The organism is Arthrobacter sp. Hor0625 (assembly GCF_052567525.1).
Genome location: NZ_CP199586.1, coordinates 2,915,422 through 2,936,283, shown reverse-complemented (window position 1 = coordinate 2,936,283; position 20,862 = coordinate 2,915,422). Strand labels below are relative to the sequence as shown.

General features: G+C 69.6%; 16 protein-coding genes. 4 read left to right on the top strand and 12 right to left on the bottom strand.

The window, feature by feature from the left end:
* A complete protein-coding gene (dnaJ, locus tag ACTWLI_RS13530; RefSeq protein WP_445154311.1) occupies positions 1–1,128 on the bottom strand; it encodes a molecular chaperone DnaJ in 1,128 nt (375 codons plus the stop codon).
* A 78-nt stretch (positions 1,129–1,206) separates the two neighbouring features.
* Positions 1,207–2,220 carry a heat-inducible transcriptional repressor HrcA gene (hrcA, locus tag ACTWLI_RS13525; protein WP_056739248.1) on the bottom strand — a complete coding sequence of 338 codons (1,014 nt, stop codon included), beginning with the start codon at positions 2,218–2,220 and terminating at the stop codon, positions 1,207–1,209.
* 209 nt (positions 2,221–2,429) lie between these two features.
* Between hrcA and ACTWLI_RS13520 the strand changes: the two genes are divergently transcribed.
* Together ACTWLI_RS13520 and ACTWLI_RS13515 are read left to right on the top strand one after the other, a co-directional pair.
* Entirely contained in the window at positions 2,430–3,281 is an 852-nt protein-coding gene (locus tag ACTWLI_RS13520) for a DUF3097 domain-containing protein (RefSeq protein ID WP_445154310.1), read from the top strand.
* A 122-nt stretch (positions 3,282–3,403) separates the two neighbouring features.
* Positions 3,404–3,823 (top strand): DUF4870 domain-containing protein, encoded by a 420-nt coding sequence (locus ACTWLI_RS13515; protein ID WP_445154309.1) that lies wholly within the window; start codon positions 3,404–3,406, stop codon positions 3,821–3,823.
* Positions 3,824–3,883: 60 nt separating this feature from the next.
* Here ACTWLI_RS13515 and hemW read toward each other — a convergent pair whose 3' ends face one another.
* A complete protein-coding gene (gene hemW / locus ACTWLI_RS13510; RefSeq protein ID WP_445154308.1) occupies positions 3,884–5,122 on the bottom strand; it encodes a radical SAM family heme chaperone HemW in 1,239 nt (412 codons plus the stop codon).
* Between the two features lie 2 nt (positions 5,123–5,124).
* A complete protein-coding gene (gene lepA, locus ACTWLI_RS13505; protein ID WP_445154307.1) occupies positions 5,125–6,978 on the bottom strand; it encodes a translation elongation factor 4 in 1,854 nt (617 codons plus the stop codon).
* A 199-nt stretch (positions 6,979–7,177) separates the two neighbouring features.
* Here lepA and ACTWLI_RS13500 point away from each other — a divergent pair, with 199 nt between their 5' ends.
* Complete coding sequence (locus tag ACTWLI_RS13500) at positions 7,178–7,720, top strand: type II toxin-antitoxin system PemK/MazF family toxin (RefSeq protein ID WP_445154306.1); 543 nt, start codon at positions 7,178–7,180, stop codon at positions 7,718–7,720.
* Positions 7,721–7,907: 187 nt separating this feature from the next.
* On the top strand, positions 7,908–8,168 hold the full coding sequence (gene rpsT, locus ACTWLI_RS13495; RefSeq protein WP_056739236.1) for a 30S ribosomal protein S20: 261 nt from the start codon (positions 7,908–7,910) through the stop codon (positions 8,166–8,168).
* Between the two features lie 104 nt (positions 8,169–8,272).
* Here rpsT and holA read toward each other — a convergent pair whose 3' ends face one another.
* The 8 genes from holA to ACTWLI_RS13455 form a co-directional block, all read right to left on the bottom strand.
* Positions 8,273–9,286 (bottom strand): DNA polymerase III subunit delta, encoded by a 1,014-nt coding sequence (gene holA, locus ACTWLI_RS13490; RefSeq protein ID WP_445154305.1) that lies wholly within the window; start codon positions 9,284–9,286, stop codon positions 8,273–8,275.
* Complete coding sequence (locus tag ACTWLI_RS13485) at positions 9,220–11,124, bottom strand: ComEC/Rec2 family competence protein (protein WP_445154304.1); 1,905 nt, start codon at positions 11,122–11,124, stop codon at positions 9,220–9,222. The genes holA and ACTWLI_RS13485 overlap by 67 nt, the downstream gene beginning before the upstream one ends.
* A gap of 265 nt (positions 11,125–11,389) precedes the next feature.
* Positions 11,390–12,361, bottom strand: coding sequence for a helix-hairpin-helix domain-containing protein (locus ACTWLI_RS13480; protein ID WP_445154303.1), 972 nt, complete (start codon positions 12,359–12,361; stop codon positions 11,390–11,392).
* Between the two features lie 49 nt (positions 12,362–12,410).
* Positions 12,411–13,514 (bottom strand): DegV family protein, encoded by a 1,104-nt coding sequence (locus ACTWLI_RS13475; RefSeq protein ID WP_445154302.1) that lies wholly within the window; start codon positions 13,512–13,514, stop codon positions 12,411–12,413.
* 70 nt (positions 13,515–13,584) lie between these two features.
* The gene (gene leuS / locus ACTWLI_RS13470; RefSeq protein WP_445154301.1) at positions 13,585–16,113 is read right to left on the bottom strand and encodes a leucine--tRNA ligase; all 2,529 of its coding nucleotides are present in this window, start codon (positions 16,111–16,113) and stop codon (positions 13,585–13,587) included.
* Between the two features lie 352 nt (positions 16,114–16,465).
* Complete coding sequence (gene glpK, locus ACTWLI_RS13465) at positions 16,466–17,980, bottom strand: glycerol kinase GlpK (protein WP_445154300.1); 1,515 nt, start codon at positions 17,978–17,980, stop codon at positions 16,466–16,468.
* A 67-nt stretch (positions 17,981–18,047) separates the two neighbouring features.
* Entirely contained in the window at positions 18,048–18,797 is a 750-nt protein-coding gene (locus tag ACTWLI_RS13460) for an MIP/aquaporin family protein (RefSeq protein WP_056739226.1), read from the bottom strand.
* Positions 18,798–18,955: 158 nt separating this feature from the next.
* A complete protein-coding gene (locus ACTWLI_RS13455; protein WP_445154299.1) occupies positions 18,956–20,743 on the bottom strand; it encodes a glycerol-3-phosphate dehydrogenase/oxidase in 1,788 nt (595 codons plus the stop codon).
* Positions 20,744–20,862: the final 119 nt, after the last annotated feature.

Below are 20,862 nucleotides of genomic sequence, written 5' to 3'. Positions count from 1 at the left end.
CTACAGGTTACCGAGCCGGTCCCGCCACTTGGCGAAGACACCGCCGCTGGCAGCGAGCTTGCCCTCGGTGAACTGCTCACCGCGGAGTTGGGCGAGCCGGCGGAGCAGGTCCTCCTGCGCGGCGTCGAGCTTGGCGGGGGTTTCCACCTGGAGGTGGACCTTCAGGTCCCCTCGGCCGTAGCCGCGCAGGTGGGTGACGCCGAGGCCGCGGAGCGTGATGACCTCACCGGACTGCGTGCCGGCCTTGACGTCGATTTCCTGCTGGCCGTCGAAGGTCTCCAGGGTGACCTCGGTGCCCAGCGCGGCAGCGGTCATCGGGATGTTCAGGCTCGCGTGCAGGTCGTCGCCTTCGCGCACGTAGGTCGGGTCGTTGTTGACCCTGATCTCGACATAGAGGTCGCCGGAGGGTCCGCCGGCCGGTCCGGCCTCGCCCTGGCCGGAAAGCTGGATGCGGGTGCCGGTGGCGACGCCGGCCGGGACCTTCACGGTGAGCGAGCGGCGGCTGCGGATGCGGCCCTGCCCGGCGCACTCGTTGCACGGGTCCTTGATCACGGTGCCGAAGCCTTCGCAGCTGCCGCAGGGGGCGGTGGTCATGACCTGTCCCAGGATGGACCGGACGGCCCGCTGGACCTGGCCGCTGCCGCCGCAGATGTCGCAGCGCTCCGGGTGGCTGCCCTCGCGGCAGCAGGACCCCTCACAGGTGGGGCAGGTGACCGCGGTGTCGACCTCGATCTTCTTGTTGACACCGAAGACCGCGTCACGGAGTTCAATCCGGACGCTGATCAGGGCATCCTGCCCGCGGCGTACCCGCGAGGCCGGGCCGCCCTGGCCGGCTCCGCCGCCGAAGAAGGTCTCGAAGATGTCCTGGAACGCGAAGCCCTGGCCGGCGTAGCCGCCGCCGAAGCCGTTATCCGTGCCGTTCTCGTTGCCGGTGGTGTCGTAGACGCGGCGCTTCTGCGGGTCGGAGAGCACCTCGTAGGCGTGCGTGACGGCCTTGAAGCGCTCCGCGACGTCCTCGCCGGGGTTGACGTCCGGGTGCAGGGTGCGGGCCAGCTTGCGGTAGGCCTTCTTGATCTCTTCGCCCGTGGCTTCACGGGAAACTCCGAGAACGTCGTAGTGGCTGCTCAAAGTGTGTATCTCTTCCTGGTTGTACTGCCGGTAACGGGCAAAGAAGCGGTAAAGGTCAGGGGCGCCGCGCCGGGCCGGTCAGGGTCCGAGGATCCGCGACAGGTACCGGGCCACCGCGCGGACAGCGGCCATGGTGGTGGGGTAATCCATCCGGGTGGGGCCGAGCACGCCCACCTTCGCCGTCGCATCCGGGCCGTACCCGGTCGCGACCACGGAGGCCTCGGCCAGGCTGTCGTAGGGGTTTTCCCGGCCGATGCTCACGGTAACGCCGCGGGGGTCCTGGGCCATGTCGCTCAGCAGGCGGAGCATCACCACCTGCTCCTCCAGGGCTTCCAGGACCGGGCCGATGCTCAGCGGGAAGTCCACGTTGGAGCGGGCCAGGTTCGCGGTCCCGGCCATGACCATCCGTTCCTCCCGGCTGCTCAGCGCCAGCGACTCCAGCCCGCGGGCCAGCGCCTGGGCGGCGCCGCGGCGCTCCGGCGGGCAGCCGTCGACCACGGCCGGCAGCGACTGCGGCAACAGCCCCAGCGGAGTCCCGGACAGCCGGGCCAGGAACTGGGTGCGGAGCCCGGCCAGATCCTCGTCCCCGAAATCCTGGCCGACGTCGATCACGCGCTGCTCGACCTTGCCGGTGTCCGCGATCAGGACGGCGAGCACCTTGCGCGGGGCGAGCAGGACGAACTCGATGTGCCGGACGCGGGCCCGGCCCAGGAGCGGGTACTGCACGACGGCGACCTGGTTGGTCAGCTGCGAGAGCAGGCGCACGGTCCGGTCCAGCACGTCGTCGAGGTCATCCGACCCTTCAAGCAGCGCCTGGATGGCGCGGCGCTCGGCCGGTGACAGCGGCTTGACGGCCGAGATCCGGTCCACGAAGAGGCGGTAGCCCTTGTCCGTGGGAATCCGGCCGGCGCTGGTGTGCGGGGCGGTGATCAGTCCTTCGTCCTCCAGCGCGGCCATATCGTTGCGGATCGTGGCGCTGGAGACACCGAGGTGGTGCCGCTCCACGAGCGCCTTGGATCCGACCGGCTCGCGGGAATGGACGTAGTCCTCCACGATGGCGCGCAGGACTTCGAGTTTGCGTGGCTCGCTCACGCTCCACCTCCAATTCGACGCGTATCGCTCCGCCGGCGACCGGCGGTTAGCACTCGACATGCCCAAGTGCTAACCAGTCTAATATGAGTCGCGCCGTTGTTAGCATTGGATTCGCTGCGGGCGTGAACTGCGGGGCCCGGATTTAGCGGGCACACCGCGGCCCGCGTGCCGTTTCCCGTAGTTCCCGAGCGCAAAGCAGTGTGTAGCAAATGTCATACCAAAATTGGGGCCCGCAGGAGCTCTCCGCGCCCGCCAAGGCCCAGCTGCCCGAGGTACCGGTGGAACGGGGCATGGTGCTTGAGGATGCGCAGTCCGGCTGGGTCGGCGCCGTCACCCGGGTGGAGAAGTCCGGCGGCATGCACGTGGTGGCGCTCGAAGACCGGCGGGGAAAGACACGGTCGTTCCGCCTGGGTTTCGGCTTCCTGCTGGAGGGCCGGCCGATCCGGCTGATGCCGCCGGCACCGCGCGCCGCACCGGCCGCCGCTGCTGCCGGGCGCACCGCCTCCGGGTCGGTGCGGGTCGAAGGCCAGCGCGCGCAGGTCGCCAAGGCCAGCCGGATCTGGGTGGAGGGCAAGCACGACGCCGAACTCGTCGAAAAGGTCTGGGGCGATGACCTGCGGGTGGAGGGCATCGTCGTCGAACCGCTGCACGGCATTGACGACCTCGCCGGAGCCGTCCGCGACTTCCGGCCCGGACCCGGCCGGCGCCTGGGCGTCCTGGTGGACCACCTGGTGCCCGATTCCAAGGAGTCGAGGATCGCCGACGCGGTCATGGCCTCCCCGGGCGCGGCAGGCAACGTGCTGATCGTCGGCCACCCGTACGTGGACGTCTGGCAGGCGATCCGGCCCGCGGTTCTGGGCATCGAGCAGTGGCCGGTGATTCCGCGCGGGGTGGACTGGAAGACCGGCATCCTGACCGCCTTCGGCTGGCCGCACAGCACCAAGGAGGACATCGGCCTGGGGTGGCAGAAGCTGCTGGGCGCGGTGCGCACTTACGCGGACCTGGAGCCCTCGCTGCTGGGCCGGGTGGAAGAGGTCATCGACTTCCTCACGGTGCCCTGACCGCCGCCTCGTGCGTCGAACCGCGGCGGGAGCAAGTATTCTTGGTACGGCGGCTGCAGCCCTTTGCTGCGGCCGTGGCTCGTACAGGCACCATCGCTCCACCGCAATCCAAAGGACTCAACGTGGCAGAAGACGCACGCGAACACCCGGACCACCACGCAGGCCCTGAGCGGCCCCAGTACCATGGCGTGCCGGCGAACGCACTGCCGCTGACGGCCAGCGAAGACCGCCAGTGGGCCACCCTCGCGCACTTCGGCGGGATCCTCGGGTGCATCCCGGCGCTGCTGATCTATCTGATCTTCAAGGACCGCGGCCCCTTCACCGCCCAGGAGTCCAAGGAAGCGCTGAACTTCACGCTGCCGCCGACGATCGCCGCCGTCGTGGCCAACCTGCTGGTCTTCGTGCCGGTGGTGGGGAACATCTTCGCCGTGCTGGCCACCGTCATCTGGATCGCCCTGGCCTGCTTCTCCGTGGCCGCCGGAATCCACGTCAACCGGGGCCAGCCGCACCGCTACGAGTACAACCTGCGCTGGATCAAATAGCGCGAACGTACACTTCAGGCCCAACCGGGCCGGAGCGTCCGCGCCGTCCGGCCGGCGAACTTAGTCCGGCAGGATCCGGCGCACCACGGCGTCCGCGAGCAGACGGCCCTTGAGCGTGAGCACCAGGCGGCCCTTGAAGGCCTGCTGCGGTTCCACCAGGCCGTCGGCGATCAGCCCGGCGACGGCGTGCCGCCCGGTGTCCCCCAGGCCGCCCAGCCCGGTGATCTCCAGTCCGGTCACCAACCGGGCTTCGAGCATGACGCGTTCGACCTCCCGGGTGGCGCTGTCCAGGGTTTCCCGGCCGGCTGCGGGTGATGCTCCGGTGGAGATCCGGCCCGCGTAGGCGGACGGGTGCTTGACGTTCCACCAGCGGACGCCGCCCACGTGGGAGTGCGCGCCCGGGCCGATCCCCCACCAGTCGTCGCCGCGCCAGTAGGCCAGGTTGTGGCGGCAGGCCTGCTCCGGGGTCCGGGCCCAGTTGCTGACTTCGTACCAGCCCAGCCCGGCGGCGGAGATGAGTTCGTCGGCCAGTTCATATTTGGCGGCGTGGTCGTCGTCGTCGATCCCGGGAACCTCGCCGCGGCGGATCTGGGTGGCGAGCTTGGTGCCCTCCTCGACGATCAGCGCGTAGGCGCTGATGTGGTCCGGGCCGTAGGACAGCGCCGTCTCCAGCGAATGCCGCCAGTCCAGCAGCGACTCCCCCGGGGTGCCGTAGATCAGGTCCAGGCTGACAGCCAGCCCGGCGTCGCGCGCCCACTGGACGGCCTGCGGTACCCGGCTGGGCGTGTGGGTGCGGTCCAGGACCTTGAGAACGTGCGGCACGGCCGACTGCATGCCGAACGAGACCCGGGTGAAGCCGGCGTCTGCGAGCAGCTGCAGGGATTCCGGCGTGACCGAGTCAGGGTTCGCTTCCGTGGTGACCTCGGCGCCCGGCTCCAGCCCCCAGGTGTCGATGGCGGCGCCCAGGATCCGGGCCAGGTCCGCGGCCGGCAGCAGCGTAGGCGTGCCGCCGCCGAAGAACACCGTGGCCAGGCGGCGCTCGGGCAGCCCCGAGGCCCGGAGCGCCCTGCCGGCAAACTCCACCTCCGCGACGGCGGTGCCGGCGTAGGCATCCTGCGAGGCGCCGCCGCCCAGTTCGGTGGCGGTATAGGTGTTGAAGTCGCAGTAGCCGCAGCGCACGGCGCAGAACGGGATATGGACGTAGAGCCCGAAGGCCCGCTCAGCGGCGCCCTCCAGCGCCTGGGCGGGCAGCAGCCCGTCCGACGGCGCCGGGTCGCCGAGGGGTAGTGCGCTAGGCATGGCTACTTCTTGGCCTTGTCCTTGGACTCTTCGGTGGTCAGGGCGGCGATGAACGCCTCCTGCGGCACCTCGACCCGGCCCACCATCTTCATGCGCTTCTTGCCTTCCTTCTGCTTTTCGAGCAGTTTGCGCTTTCGGGTGATGTCACCGCCGTAGCACTTGGCCAGGACGTCCTTGCGGATCGCGCGGATGCTCTCACGGGCGATGATCCGGGAGCCGATGGCGGCCTGGATCGGCACCTCGAACTGCTGGCGCGGGATGAGTTCGCGCAGCTTGCCGGTCATCATGACCCCGTAGGCGTAGGCCTTGTCGCGGTGCGTGATGGCGCTGAACGCGTCGACCTGCTCGCCCTGGAGCATGATGTCGACCTTGACCAGGTCCGCGACCTGGTCGCCGTCGGCCTTCCAGTCCAGCGAACCGTAGCCGCGGGTCCGGGACTTGAGGATGTCGAAGAAGTCGAACACGATCTCGGCCAGCGGCAGCCGGTAGCGGATCTCGACCCGGTCCTCGGAGAGGTAGTCCATGCCGCCCATGACGCCGCGACGGCTCTGGCAAAGCTCCATGATGGCGCCGACGAACTCGTTGGGCGCCAGGATCGTGGCCGAGACCATCGGCTCGCGGACCTCGGCGACCTTGCCCGTGGGGTACTCGCTCGGGTTGGTGACGTGGACGACCTTCTTGTCCTCGAGCGTCACCTCGTATTCGACGTTCGGGGCGGTGGAAATCAGGTCCAGCTTGTACTCGCGCTCGAGCCGTTCCCGGGTGATTTCCAGGTGCAGCAGGCCCAGGAAGCCAACGCGGAAGCCGAAGCCCAGCGCAGCGGACGTCTCCGGCTCGTAAACCAGCGCGGCGTCGTTGAGCATGAGCTTCTCAAGGGCGTCGCGCAGCACCGGGTAGTCGGTCCCGTCCAGCGGATAAAGGCCGGAGAAGACCATCGGCTTCGCATCGGCGTAACCGGGCAGCGACTCGGCCGCGGGCTTGGCCAGGTTGGTGACGGTGTCGCCGACCTTGGACTGGCGCACGTCCTTCACACCGGTGATCAGGTAGCCAACCTCGCCGACGCCCAGGCCCTTCGAGGGGGTGGGTTCGGGGGCGCTCACGCCGATCTCCAGGAGTTCGTGGGTGGCGCGGGTGGACATCATCTGGATGCGCTCACGCGGGTGGAGCATGCCGTCGACCACGCGGACGTAGGTGACGACGCCGCGGTAGGTGTCGTAGACCGAGTCGAAGATCATGGCGCGGGCCGGGGCGTCCGGGTTGCCGACCGGGGCCGGAAGGTCACGGACGATCTTGTCCAGCAGCAGTTCGACGCCGGCGCCGGTCTTGCCCGACACGCGCAGCACGTCCTCGGGGTCGCCGCCGATCAGGTTCGCCAGTTCCTCGGCGTACTTCTCCGGCTGGGCAGCCGGCAGGTCGATCTTGTTCAGCACCGGAATGATGGTGAGGTTGTTTTCCATCGCCAGGTACAAGTTCGCCAGGGTCTGCGCCTCGATGCCCTGCGCGGCGTCCACCAGCAGCACGGCCCCTTCACAAGCAGCCAGGGACCGGGACACCTCGTAGGTGAAGTCGACGTGGCCGGGCGTGTCGATCATGTTGAGGGCATAACTGGTGCCGTCCAGCTCCCAGGGCATGCGCACGGCCTGGGACTTGATCGTGATGCCGCGTTCGCGCTCAATGTCCATCCGGTCCAGGTACTGGGCCTTCATGTCGCGGGACTGGACGACGCCGGTGTACTGGAGCATCCGGTCGGCCAGCGTGGACTTGCCGTGGTCAATATGCGCAATGATGCAGAAGTTCCGGATGAGGTCCGGATCTGTTGCGGCAGGCACCGGGGCGGTGCGGGCCATGGGAGACACGCAGGGTCCTTACTGTTGGCAATACTGGGGCGGCGCGGACGGACTATTCGCACAGGCCGTTCCACGGACGGGCGCAGCCGGGGCAGACCCTGCCGCGACACGCCGCAATTTTCGTTCCTCTAGTCTCCCACGTCCCGGCGCGTGGCACCGCATCCCGGCGCTTCCCGGCGCGCGGGCCGCCCGGCGGTAGGGTTTCCCCATGTCCCAGACTCTTCGCTCCCTCGCCAGGGCCTTCCGCGGCGCCCTGCGCCTGCTGGGTGGATCCGGCGGCGCGCCTGCGGCGAACCGCCGGCCCGCAGCCGGCACCAAGACCGGGCGCAAGCCCGCCGTCGGCCTCTCCGGAACCTACCCGGGCGATTTCCAGGGCCGCTCGACGGTCCGCTACAACCCCGCGGCCAACGGCCAGCCCGAACCCGGCGAAATCGTCTGGACCTGGGTGCCGTTCGAGGAGGACCACGGCCGGGGCAAGGACCGGCCCGTGCTGCTGGTAGGCACCCATGGCCGCTACCTCCTTGGCCTGATGCTCACCAGCAAGGACCACGACGGCGACGCCCGCCGCGCCCAGGACTACGTCGACATCGGGACCGGGCCCTGGGATCGGCAGTGGCGCCCCAGCGAGGCGCGGCTGGACCGGGTCCTGCAAATCAATCCGCGGGACGTGCGGCGCGAGGGCGCGATCCTGGACGCCGGGCGGTTCGGGGACATTTCCGCCGCGCTGCGCCGCCGGCACGGCTGGTCCTGAGCGACCCGCGCGCCCGGGCCCGAACTCGCCACCGGCGGCGGGGCTCTGCTATTATTGACAGCTGTGTGTCCGTGCAGGTCGACGGCCACAGATGGTTGGTCGCCATAGGTATCCCCACGCCGCTCAGTCAATGGCCAATCTGAAAGCCCTCTAGACCATTTTCCGCATTGAAAAAGAGAGTTCACACGTGGCTAATATCAAGTCCCAGAAGAAGCGCATCCTGACCAACGAAAAGGCTCGCCTGCGCAACAACGCAGTCAAGTCCGAGCTGAAGACGGCCATCCGCGCCGTCAACACCGCCGTTGAGTCCACCGACAAGGATGCCGCTGCTGCTGCACTGGTCACTGCCAGCCGCAAGCTCGACAAGGCTGTCAGCAAGGGTGTTCTGCACAAGAACAACGCTGCAAACCGCAAGTCCGCGATCTCCAAGAAGGTCAACGCACTCTAAGGTTTTCCAGTTCCACTGAACTGATGATTGTGGCCGGCACCCCCTGGGTGCCGGCCACAGCCAGTTAAACGCGCGGGGACGGTACTTCAACGCCGGCGCTAGCGTTAGCGGCGGACGGATCCCGCGATCACCGAGACGGCGTGCTCGACGGCGTAGACCGGGTCCCGCGACAGGCCCTTGACCTGGGCGTCGGCCTCGGCCGTGACCTGGATGGACTGGACCAGGCCCTCCGGAGTCCAGCGCCGGACATCACGCTGCGCCTGCTCGACCAGCCAGGGCTGCATGCCGAGCTCCTTGGCGATCTGCGCGGAGGAACCCCGCGCGCCGGCGACCTTGGCCAGCGACCGCAACTTGGAGGCGAGGGCGGCGACGATCGGTACGGGGTCGGCGCCGGTGTCGAGGGCGTGGCGCAGCGTGGAGAGGGCAAGCGGGGCGTTGCCGGCCATGGCGGCGTCCGCGACTTTAAAGGCCGTGGCCTCGACCCGGCCGCCGTAGTAGCGGTCCACCATGTCGGTGTCCACGGCGGTGGTCGCGTCGGCGATGAGCTGGCTGCAGGCCGCGGCGAGTTCGGCCAGGTGGGCCCCGACCGCGTTGACCAGGGCGTGCACGGCGTCCGGTTCGATCCGGCGGGCGGCGGCCTTGAACTCGGCGGCCACAAAGGCGGCCTTGTCGGCGTCTTTTTTCAGCGGCTGGCAGTCCACCACGGGCCAGCCGCCGGCCTTGACCGCGTCGAGGAGCTTCTTGCCGCGCACTCCCCCGCCGTGGCGCAGAACCAGCACAGCGTCCGGCTCCGGCCCGGCAAGGTATTTGAGGCCGTCGGCGAGGAAGGCGTCGTTCATCGCCTCGAGGCCCTCGACCTCGATCAGCTTTTGCTCGCCGAACAGCGAGGGGCTGACGTTCATGGCCAGGCTGCCCGGTTCGTAGCTGCCGGCGTTGAGCCGGGTCACCTCGACGTCGGGCGCGGCTGCCCGGACCTGGGCACGGATCCGGTCCATGGCCCGGGATCCGAGGTAGTCCTCCGGCCCGGCGACCAGCACGACGGCGGCAGGCATCACATCGCGCCAGGAGGCGGTGTTCGTGGCCGTGGTCCGGGCGCGTTGGGTCTGGGCAGCAGCCACTGGGGGTTCCTCCGAAAAGTAAATTTGCAGACTCTAAGCCTGCCACGACGGGCACCGTCCACCAAGCCGGTCCGCACCGCCACACTTCGTGTGCTGCCCGGCCGACCGGCTGACCCGGAACCGGTCCCCGAGCCTGAGCCCGAGCCCGAGCCCGACGGCGTCCTGCCCGGCGGGGCGGGTTGCCGGTCGAGGAGCCAGCCCAGCAACCTCACGGTGCGCCGGTGCATCCACGGCAACGCGGCGATGGCAGCGGCGGTATGGCAGGCCAGCCAGACGGCGGCCAGGGACAGGACGGAGAACGCCGCCATGGTGGCCGCGCCGAAAGCCCCTTCCGGCCAGGGCAGGGCCGCGGCCGGCAGGCCGGCAAAGTACCGGGCAATTGCTGCCACCCCGCCGGCGAAGATGCCGGCAACGGCTATGGGGAGCGCAGCCAGGGCCGGTGCTCCGGCGAGGGGCGGGACGGCGGCGGTACCGAGAAGGGTGATGGGCGGCACAAGTACCGCGGCCGCAAGGTTGGCGGGCAGGGCGTAGCTGGAGAACTGGGGCTGGAGGAGGACGATGACGGGGCCGCAAAAGAGCTGGGCGGACAGCGGAACAGCCAGCCCCGCGGCCAGGCTCCGGGGCATAGTTGCGGGCAGCCAGTCCATGATGGACCGCCCGGCCACGACGATGCCCAGCGTGGCCACGACGGAGAGCACGAACCCGACGTCGGTGGCCAGCGCCGGATCGACCAGCAGGAGTGCGGCCGTAGCGACGCAGAGCAGGCTGAGGCTCCGGCCGGCGCGGCCGAAGGCGAGGCTGGCCAGTCCCACGGCCCCCATCACCGCAGCCCGGAGGACGCTGGCATCGGGCCCGACCATCAGCACAAACAGCAACAGTCCCGTCACGGCCGCGGCGGCGGCGGCCGGCCTGGGGAACCGCAGGCTGCGGGCCGCCAACACCAGCGCGCCGAGCACCAGGCTGCAGTTCGCTCCGCTGACAGCGGTCAGGTGGGTCATGCCGACGGTCCGCATGGCCGCAGCCAGCTGCGGATCGAGTGCCGCCGTGTCCCCGGTGATCATCCCGGGGAGCAGGCCGGCGGCGTCACCGGCGAGCCCTGCCGAGGCGGCACTGAAGTCCCGGGCCAGTTTCGCGGGACCGCGGGCCCAGCCGGTCGCCTCCCGCAGCACGGTCGGAGCGGACGACGCCGAGAGGATCCCGGCCTCGGGCCCGGCGGACTCCGCAGACTTCAGCTTGCCGGTGGCGCGGATCCGCTGGCCCGCGCGGGCCTGCTGCCAGCCGCTTCCGCCAATGACGACCAGCGGCACCCGCACCTCGGCGCGGCGTCCGTCGAAGACCAGCATCCGCAGCGTGGCCGGCACCGCCCAGCGCCCGGCAGAGCCCGGCCGGTCCGGGACTGCCAGCCGGCGCGGGTCCTCGGCGATGTCCAGCTCAGCCAGCACGGCCGCCTCCCCGGAGAAGGCTCCGGCGACGTCGCCGGAGTGCCGTTGGACGGAAGCCGCGGCAGCGTGGCCCCCGGCGGCGCAGGAGAGCACCAGGCCGAGGGCCAGCGTGGCCCGGAAGCTGAGGTGCGGCAGCTGACCGCGGGCCCTGCTGCCCGGCGTACCGAAGCGGTGGCCATCGTCGTCGTGGCGACGCAGGCACGTTCGGCGCTGGGAGCTGCGGCCATGATTGTCGTCACCACGCCGGCAAGTCCGGCGCTGGGAGGTGCGCCGCGGGCGATATAGCAGCAGCAGTGCCGCCGCTCCGGCCTGCGCGCCGCACAGCAGAGCGATGGCACCGGGTTCCAGGAGCCCGCAGGTCGCGGCCGTTGCCCAGACGGACACGACAGCGGGCACCAGTCGAAGGTCGGTTCTCCGCCGGCGTTCCGGCTTACCGGCCGATGTGGCCGGCGCTACAGCCCGGCCTGCCAGAGCCCCGCGGAGGGCACGAGGGGGATGATCCCGCCAGTGGCTCCATGCGATATTCCATGAGCGGTCCCAGACGCGCCGCCACACGGAAGCGGCATGTTTGGACCCGGGTGGTCCGGCTGGCTCCGCGGCAATCGTGCGGGCCGCCGCGTTCCGGAAGGCCTGCCATGGCCGGGTCTGCCCCGCCGCCATCTCAGACCTCCACCAGGGGCAGCAGGGCCGCCAGCAGTTTGGGTCCGATTCCTTCGACGGCGTCGAGCTCGGCGACGCTGCCGAAGTTCCCGTGCTCCCTGCGCCAGTCAACGATGCGCTGCGCCAGCACGGGTCCCACCCGCGGCAGCGTGGCCAGCTCTTCGGCTCCGGCGGCGTTCAGGTTGATTTTGCCGCCCGGCGGCGCACTGCCCGCAGGTGCGGCAGCTCCATTGCCCGGGCTGCCGGCACCGCCCCCGGTGCTTGACGGCGGGTCAGGGTCGCCGCGTTTGAGCACGAGGACCTTCTGGCCATCGGCCAGGACGGCTGCCAGGTTAAGCCGGTCCAGGTCAGCGCCCGGAGTGCTTCCGCCGGCCGCCCGGATGGCCTCGTGCAGCCGGCTACCGCGTGGGACCTCCACCACGCCGGGGCTGGCGACCGCTCCGGCAACGTGGACGATGATCGTGCCGGCCGGATCGGGGCCGCCGCCTTCCGGAGCTGCCCGGCCGGAGCCGCCATCTTCCGGAGCTGCCGGATCGGAGCCGCCGCCTTCCGTGCCGGCAGTTTCCGTGCCCGCAGCGTCGGCGCTGGCAGTGTCTGTTTTGTCTGACCCGCCTCCGGTGCTGCGCGCGGCGGCGGACGGTCCGCCGAGCGGCAGGACACGGGGTGCGCCGGTCGCTGCCTGCCACCAAAACCACATGCTTAACAGCACGGACACAACGGCAACCAGTGCCGCTGCCCGCCGCCCGGTCCGCCACCGGAGCGCGGCCGCGGGAGGGCGGCGCGTCAGTCCGCGGCTGGACTCCGCCTCGCCGGTGGGTTGCCCGCCAGCCGGTTGCTCGCCGGCCGGCTGCCCGCCGTCGTCCCAAGGCCGTGCCGGCGCCCCGGCCGTGACGGAACCCAGACTGGCGTCCCAGCGGTGCCGGGTCAGCCCTGCTGCGCTGCGGCGGGCAGCTTCCCGGGATCGGCGCGACATGCGCTCCAGCCTAGGAACGCGCCGCGGCGCAGCACAGCAGCGGGCCGCGCTATGTGGACATGTCTCCGGCGGACTCCGCGGAACCGGCCGCGCCTGCGTGCCGTTCGGTTGGCCGGCGCGGCGTCGCCGGCCCGTGCGTGCCGGCTGGACCACCGGCTGGACCAGCGGCCGGGGCGGCCGGCGCGGGCGGGGTGCTGCTCTCCCCCACGATCACCGCGAGGACGCCGAGACCGGCGTGGGCCGCCAGCACGGCGGGCAACGCACTGATCTGCGCCGGCGGGCACTCCGGCAGGAGCGCGGCCAGCCTGGCCGCCAGCTGTTCCGCCTCGGCCTGGTTGCCAAAGTGGTGCACGGCGATCCGGGCCTCGCCGTCCGGGCGTGAGAGCGCGTCAGCGGCAGCGATCTCCTCGAGCCGCGCAATGGCGCGGGGCGCTGACCGGACTTTTTCCAGCGGCACGACCTTGCCGCCGTCGACCGCGAGGATCGGCTTGATCGAGAACATGGTGCCCCAGAGCGAGGCGGCGGCACCGATCCGGCCGCCGCGGCGGAGCTGCTCGAGGCTCGGCACGTAGAAGTACACGCGGGTCCGGGCCAGCCGCTCCTCGGCAAACTGTTTGACCTGGGCCAGTCCGCGTCCGTCGGCGGCCGCGACGACGGCGCTCTGCACGCCCATTCCCTGGGCCATCCCCACCGTGCGCGAGTCCAGGACCTCCACCGGGATGCCCACCCTGCCTGCGGCGAGGCGGGCGGAGTCGGCCGTGCCGGACAGGTCGCCGGAGATGTGCAGCGACAGGACGGATTCAAAGCCGCGCGCGGCAGCGGCCTGGAAAGCCTGTTCGAACTGGCCGGGCGAGGGCCGGGAGGTGCGGACCGGGGTACCGGCGGCCAGGGCTACGGCGATGGTTTCGGCGATGTCGTCCTCGCCTTCGCCGTAGATCTCGTCCCCGATCATGACGGGCATCGGCACGACCGTGAGGCGCCCGTCTGCGGTGAAGTCCCGCACCCAGTCCGCCGGGAGTGCGGCGGCCGAGTCCGTAACTACGGCGGTCCGGACCGCCGCCGGTACCGGGACCGCGGCAGGCCGGGCCGCCTGGCGGAGCCTGGCCAGGCGCTCACGCAGCCACGGCCAGCCCGGGGGCTCACGGTCCGGCACGATCTACCTCCTGGAAAGAGATCCGGCCGCCGGCATCTGCCGGCGGCCGGATCACGAACGGCTTGTCCGGCTAGGCCGGGACGATGTTGACCAGTTTAGGCGCCCGCACGATCACGGTACGGATCCCCCGGCCGTCGAGGGCACGCTGGACGTTCTCGGAGGCCAACGCCAGTTCGCGCAGTTCATCCTCGGCGATGCCCGGGGATACCTCGAGGCGGTCCCGGACCTTGCCCTGGACCTGGACGACTGCGGTGACCGTGTCCTGCACCAGCAGCGCCTCGTCGTGCGTGGGCCAGCCGGCGTTGGCCACCGAGGCCGGGTGCCCCAGCACATTCCACAGGTCCTCGGCCGTGTAGGGGGCGAACAGGCTCAGGATGACCGCGACGGCCTCAGCGGCCTCACGCACGGCCGGGTCTGCGCCGCCGGCACCGCTGTCGATCGTCTTGCGGGTCGCGTTGACCAGCTCCATCAGCTTGGCGACCACAACGTTGAACTTGTTGTGGTCCAGCAGGGCTTCCGCGTCCGCGATGGTGCGGTGGGTGACGGTGCGCAGGGCGCGGTCGCCGGTCGCGAAGTCGACGCCGGGGGCGCTGGTGACGTCCTGGCCGAGCCGCCAGGCGCGGGCCAGGAACTTCGCGGAGCCCGACGGCGAGACGTCGGCCCAGTCGACGTCGTCCTCCGGCGGGGAGGCGAAGATCATGGTCAGGCGCACGGCGTCGACACCGTACTTGTCGAGCTGCTCGCCCAGGTCCACGCCGTTGCCCAGGGATTTGCTCATGGCCTTGCCGCCGTTGAGGACCTGGCCCTGGTTCAGCAGCGCCTTGAAGGGCTCGTCGGCCTCGATCAGGCCCAGGTCGTGGATGACCTTGGTGAAGAAGCGGGCGTACAGCAGGTGGAGGATGGCGTGCTCCACGCCGCCGACGTACTGGCCGACCGGCATCCAGTTATTGATCTTGGCCGGGTCGAAGGGACCTTCGGTGTACTGCGGGGAGACGAAGCGCAGGAAGTACCAGGACGAGTCCACGAAGGTGTCCATGGTGTCCGTGTCGCGCTTGGCCGCGCCGTGGCAAGCGGGGCACTCGACGTTGACCCAAGCTTCCGCGGCGGCCAGCGGCGAGGTGCCCTTCGGGGACAGGTCTTCGCCGCGCAGGTCCGCGGGCAGCGTCACGGGCAGCTGGTCGTCCGGGACGGGTACTTCGCCGCAGGACGGGCAGTGGATGATCGGGATGGGGGTGCCCCAGAACCGCTGGCGGCTCAGCAGCCAGTCGCGCAGGCGGAAGTTGACGAACTTCTCCCCCGTGCCCTGCTCCTCCAGGATCCTGATGGCGGCCGGGATGGCCTCGGCCTTCGGCAGTCCGTCGAGCGCGCCGGAGTTGACCAGGGTGCCTTCGCCGGCGGTGGCGGTGCCGGACACTGCGGGGTCCTCCTCGCCGGTGTCCAGGACGGCGCGGACGGGCAGGTCGAAGGCCTTGGCGAAGTCCAGATCGCGCTGGTCGTGGGCGGGGACGGCCATGATGGCGCCGGTGCCGTAGTCGGCCAGCACGTAGTCCGCGGCCCAGACCGGCAGCTTCTCGCCGTTGAGCGGGTTGATCGCGTAGCGGCCGGTGAACACGCCGGTCTTCTCGCGCTCGGTGGACTGCCGTTCAATCTCGGACAGCGCCTTGACCTGCTCGCGGTACGCGTCGAGGGCGGCGGCGTGCTCGTCGGTGACCAACTCCACTGCCAGCGGCGCGTCGGCAGCGACGACGAAGAACGTCGCGCCGTACAGCGTGTCCGGGCGGGTGGTGAAGACGGTGACGTCCTTGGCGGGTTTCCCGCCGTCGGCCTCGATCGCGAAGGTGACGTGGGCCCCCTCGGACCGGCCGATCCAGTTCTTCTGCATGGCCAGGACACGCTCGGGCCAGTGGCCGCGCAGTTCGTCCATGTCGTCCAGCAGCCGGTCGGCGTAGTCGGTGATCTTGAAGTACCACTGGTTCAGGGACTTCTTCGTCACGGCGGTGCCGCACCGCTCGCAGGCGCCGTTGACGACCTGCTCGTTGGCCAGCACGGTCTGGTCCTTCGGGCACCAGTTGACCGGGGAATCCTTGCGGTAGGCCAGCCCGCGCTCGTAGAAGCGCTTGAACAGCCACTGCGTCCAGCGGTAGTACTCGGGGTCGGAGGTGTGCAGCCGGCGGGACCAGTCGGCGGAGATCGCGTAGCGCTTGAACGACGCCGCCTGGGTGTCAATGTTGGCGTAGGTCCACTCGCTGGGGTGCGCGTTGCGTTTGATCGCGGCGTTCTCGGCCGGCAGGCCGAAGGAGTCCCAGCCGATCGGGTGCAGCACGTCGAAGCCCTGCTGGCGCAGGTAGCGGGCGACGACGTCGCCCATCGCGAACGCTTCGGCGTGGCCCATGTGCAGGTCGCCGGAGGGGTACGGGAACATGTCCAGCACGTAGCGGCGTTCCTTGGAGCCGTCATCCAGGGGCGTGAAGACCTTGAGGTCCTCCCAGACCTGCGGCCACTTGGCCTCCATGGCGGCGAAGCTGTAGGCGCCCTCCTCGGGGCTGTCGCTCGCGCCGGCTGCTGCTGTTCCGGCTTCTGTCTCCGGCTGAACGCTCACTGCTGGCCTCTTCTGTTCATTCGATCGTGTCGGATCAGGGCGTGCACGCCTGATCCCTGGGTCCCCTGCTGCGGGCCGGTATTAGTCCCGGACACACAAAAGCCCCTCGCCACGGAGGGGCTGCCGCTCGGCAATCCGGGTTTTCGTCGGGATGCCGGGCGGCTAGCTAAGCAGAAGGATCGCGCGCATACGACTACTTTAGCGCACCGCCCACCTCCCTACCGTAAGTCGCCACGAGCGGCTGAATCGGCCAGCCCGGGAATGCCGAACTGTTGAGGGGGCCCGGGAGCGGCTTCGGGCGTCCGCGAAGCGGGCGGGGCCCCCTCAACAGTGAAGGCATCGGCGCGTGGACCTACTTCACGTCCTCGTCGACCCAGTCCATGGACTTCGTCACGGCCTTCTTCCACAGCCGCATCTGGCGGTCACGCTCGGCCTCATCCATCTGCGGCTCCCAGCGCTTGTCCTCGGACCAGTTGGCCGAGCACTCGCCCAGATCCTTCCAGAAGCCGACGGCGAGGCCGGCGGCGTAGGCGGCGCCGAGCGACGTCGTCTCGACCACCTTCGGCCGGATCACCGGCACGCCGAGGATGTCCGCCTGGAACTGCATCAGCGCGTCGTTGGCAACCATGCCGCCGTCGACCTTCAGCTCGCTCAGCGGCACGCCCGAGTCGGCGTTGACGGCGTCGAGCACCTCGCGGGTCTGGAAGGCGGTGGCCTCCAGCGCCGCACGCGCGATGTGGTTCTTGTTCACATAGCGGGTCAGGCCGACGATCGCGCCGCGGGCGTCGGAACGCCAGTACGGCGCGAAGAGGCCGGAGAACGCCGGGACGATGTACACGCCGCCGTTGTCCTTGACCGATGCGGCCAGGGTTTCGACCTCCGGGGCACTGCTGATCATGCCCAGGTTGTCGCGCAGCCACTGCACCAGCGAGCCGGTGACGGCGATGGAGCCTTCCAGCGCGTAGTGCGGCTTGGCGTCGCCGAGCTTGTAGCCGACGGTGGTCAGCAGCCCGTTCTTGGAGTGGACGATTTCCTCACCGGTGTTGAAAATGAGGAAGCAGCCCGTGCCGTAGGTGTTCTTGGCCTCGCCGGTGTCGAAGGCGGCCTGGCCGAACGTGGCCGCCTGCTGGTCGCCCAGGATGCCGGCGACCGGAACTTCGCGCAGCAGCTGGGAGGTGTGGACCGTGCCGTAGACCTCGGAGGAGGACTTGATGGCCGGCATCATGGACGCCGGGACGCCGAAGGCATCCAGGATCTCCTGGTCCCAGGAGAGGGTCTCGAGGTCCATGAACATGGTCCGGGACGCGTTCGTCACGTCGGTGACGTGCACGCCGCCGTCGGTCCCGCCGGTGAGGTTCCACAGCACCCAGCTGTCGGTGTTGCCGAAGACCAGGTCGCCGGCCTCCGCCTTGGCGCGGGCGCCGTCGACGTTGTCCAGGATCCACTTGATCTTGGTGCCGGAGAAGTAGGTCGCCAGCGGCAGGCCCACCTTCTGCTTGAAGCGCTCAAGACCGCCGTCCTTGGCGAGTTCGTCAACGATCGACTGGGTGCGGGTGTCCTGCCAGACGATCGCGTTGTAGACAGCCTTGCCGGTGGTCTTGTCCCAGACGACAGCGGTTTCCCGCTGGTTGGTGATGCCGACGGCGGCGATGTCGTGGCGGGTCAGGTTCGCCTTGGACAGTGCCGAGGCGATGACCTCACGGGTGTTGTTCCAGATTTCGGCCGGATCGTGCTCCACCCAGCCGGCCTGCGGGAAGATCTGCTCGTGTTCCATCTGGCCCGAGGACACAATGCTGCCGCTGTGGTCGAAGACGATGGCGCGGGTGCTGGTCGTTCCCTGGTCGATGGCGATTACGTACTGGTTCATGCTGACGTCCTTGTCTGTTGGGCCTGCGGTTGAAGTGATGCGAATCGAACGGGTCGTGCCGGGTGGATCAGGCGGCGGCGGTGGCGATGATCGGCACTACGGCTGCCACGATGCCGGCCAGGCCGCCGCCGACGAGCGGGCCGACGACGGGGATCCAGGAGTAGCTCCAGTCCGAGGAGCCCTTGCCCTTGATGGGCAGCAACGCGTGCGCGATGCGGGGGCCGAGGTCACGGGCCGGGTTGATGGCGTAACCGGTGGGGCCGCCGAGCGAGACGCCGATGCCGACGACCAGCAGGGCCACGGCGAGCGGGCCGAGTCCGGAGGGGGTTCCGCCGAAGGTCAGGATGACGAACACGAGGACAAAGGTGCCGATGATTTCCGTGATCAGGTTCCACGGGGTGGAGCGGATTGCCGGGCCTGTGGAGAAAACGCCCAGCTTGCTGGCGGGCTCGGGTTCGACGTCGAAGTGCTGCTTGTGGGCGAGCCACATGACGACGGCGCCCAAGAAGGCGCCGAGCAGTTCCCCGCCGAAGTAGGTCAGGGTGGAGGCGAAGTCAACGGGAACGCCGGGAGCGAACTCCTTCTTGCCGTTGAGCAGCAGGCCGAAGGTGACGGCCGGGTTCAGGTGTGCACCGGACTTGGCAGCAACGAAGACACCGGCGAAGACGGCAATGCCCCATCCCCAGGTGACCATCAGGAACCCGCCGTTGTTGCCCTTCGTGCCTTTAAGCGCGACGTTGGCGACAACACCGCAGCCGAGCAGGGTCAGCATTGCGGTGCCGAATACTTCGGACAGGAAAACTATTCCAAGAGACATCTTTGACTCCTCTATTTTCTGTTGTCAGCCCTTCGCGAGTTTGAAGGGCTGTTGGGCCGGCAGCGGTTTCGCGTTGCCGGCCTGCCACTGCGGGGTCCCCCTGGGAGGAACCCCGCAGCCCTTGTGTCCGGAGGGCGGGCCTCCGGACACGCAAGTCGTCAGGCGACCAGGCTGTGCACCTGGACGCCGTGGAAGCGTCGGAGCACCTCCTGGGCGTGATCGATTTCAGCGGCGCGGGCCGCCGCGTCCCAGCCGAGCGGGCCGGAAAGGATTTCCGCGACCTCGTTCAGCAGTTCACCGGTGACCAGCCCGCGGAAGGCCAGCGAGGTCCTCCGGATGAGAACGTCGACCAGGTGCCCGATCTGCTCGTTGCGTGCCATAAACTCCAGTTCACGGACGCTGAGCTCGCGGGTGGAGTGCAGCGGAGCGTCGGGGCCTTCGTCGAGGAAGGCGATGACGTCAGCCGCGCGGGTGCCGTAGCGGGTCAGCAGTCCGGCGGTGCGGTCGGCATCGCGGCCGGCGGCCATGTGGGCCTTGATCCAGCGCTGCACGCCGTCCTCGGTGGCCGGGAAGTCCGCGCCGCCGCCGATGGCGAGCTTCGCCGTCGAGACTTTCCGCTCCGCACCGAGCTCGGCGAGTACGTCGTTGCTGAGGTGTTCGGACAGGGCGCGGAACGTGGTCCATTTGCCCCCGACGAGGCTGAGCACCACCGGGCCGCCGGCGTCGCCACGGCGCTCGATCCGGTAGTCGCGGCTGACGAAGCCCGGCTGCGTGGCGTCGTGCCGGGGCAGCGGGCGGATGCCGGAGAACGTGTAGACGATCTGGTCCTTATCCACCGTGATGTCGGGGAAGACGTGGCCGATGAGGTCGAAGAAGTACTCAATCTCGGCGTCCGTGCAGACCGTGTCCTCGGCCGGGTCGGCGTCGATGTCGGTGGTGCCGACCAGGACGCGGTCACCCATCGGGTAGATCAGCACGATCCGGCCGTCGGTGTGTTCGAAGAAGATTTCCCGGCCCTGGCAGGCGTCGAGCAGCTCCGGGTGGTCCAGGACGATGTGGGACCCCTTGGTGCCGCCCATGAAGGCCGATGCGGCGCCCATGGCCTGGTTGGTCAGGTCCACCCACGCGCCGGTGGTGTTGACCACGACGTCGGCGCTGAAGTCGAAGACTTCGCCGGTCAGTTCGTCACGCAGCTGGACGGTGCCGGCCTTGGCGTCGGCCTTGTCACCGGCCTGCGCACCGGCGTCTCCCATGGAAACCAGCGACAGGTAGTTGCTGGCGCGGGCGCCGTTGCCGCCCGCTGCGCCGGCCTTTTCCCCGTCCTGCAGCACGTCCAGCGTCAGGCGCTCGGGGTTGTGCACGGAAGCGTCAAAGTAGGTCGCGGCGTATTTGATGCCCGGGTGCAGCCGGGGCAGTTCGGCGAGGGCACGCTTGCGGCCGCGGAACTGGTGCCGAGGGACGGTGCCGCCGTCGCGGGAGAAGAAGTCGTAGAGGCTCAGGCCGACCTTGATCAGGAAGGCGCCACGTTCCTTGGGGGCGCCCTGCTGCTTGTGGGTCAGGAACCGGAGCGGTGCGGCGAGGATGCCGGAGAAAGTGCTGAAGATCGGAATGGTGGTCTGCAGCGGCTTCACGTAGTGCGGGGCGATGCGCAGGAGCCGGTTGCGCTCGACGACGGACTCCTGGACGAGGCGGAACTCGCCGTTCTCGAGGTACCGGATTCCGCCGTGGATCATGTGGGAGGAAGCGCCGCTGGCGCCCTGGCAGTAGTCGCCCCGTTCAACGAGCGCGACGTCGACGCCCTGGAGGGCGAGGTCCCGGAAGGTGCCGACTCCGTTGATGCCGCCGCCGATGATGAGCACCTGGGCGTGGGGCCGGTCCTTCAGCCGCTGCACGGATGTGCGCGGTGCGCTCGACGCCGGATTGGCCGGTATTACCTGGTTTCCCAAAACTGCTCCCTCGGGATTGCTGCTCTGCGGCGCGCCGGTAGGCGGGCCGCCGTTCAACACTATTCTTTGGACTAATGGAAAATGGAGTCAAGCACTATGCACAAACGTGCAGAATGGAA

What these genes read in the sequence shown, in the direction of transcription:
- ACTWLI_RS13520 (WP_445154310.1), top strand. Translation starts at nt 2,430, where the DNA reads ATGTCATACCAAAATTGGGGCCCGCAGGAGCTCTCCGCGCCCGCCAAG.
- hemW (WP_445154308.1), bottom strand. Translation starts at nt 5,122, where the DNA reads ATGCCTAGCGCACTACCCCTCGGCGACCCGGCGCCGTCGGACGGGCTG.
- ACTWLI_RS13500 (WP_445154306.1), top strand. Translation starts at nt 7,178, where the DNA reads ATGTCCCAGACTCTTCGCTCCCTCGCCAGGGCCTTCCGCGGCGCCCTG.
- ACTWLI_RS13480 (WP_445154303.1), bottom strand. Translation starts at nt 12,361, where the DNA reads ATGTCGCGCCGATCCCGGGAAGCTGCCCGCCGCAGCGCAGCAGGGCTG.
- glpK (WP_445154300.1), bottom strand. Translation starts at nt 17,980, where the DNA reads ATGAACCAGTACGTAATCGCCATCGACCAGGGAACGACCAGCACCCGC.
- ACTWLI_RS13460 (WP_056739226.1), bottom strand. Translation starts at nt 18,797, where the DNA reads ATGTCTCTTGGAATAGTTTTCCTGTCCGAAGTATTCGGCACCGCAATG.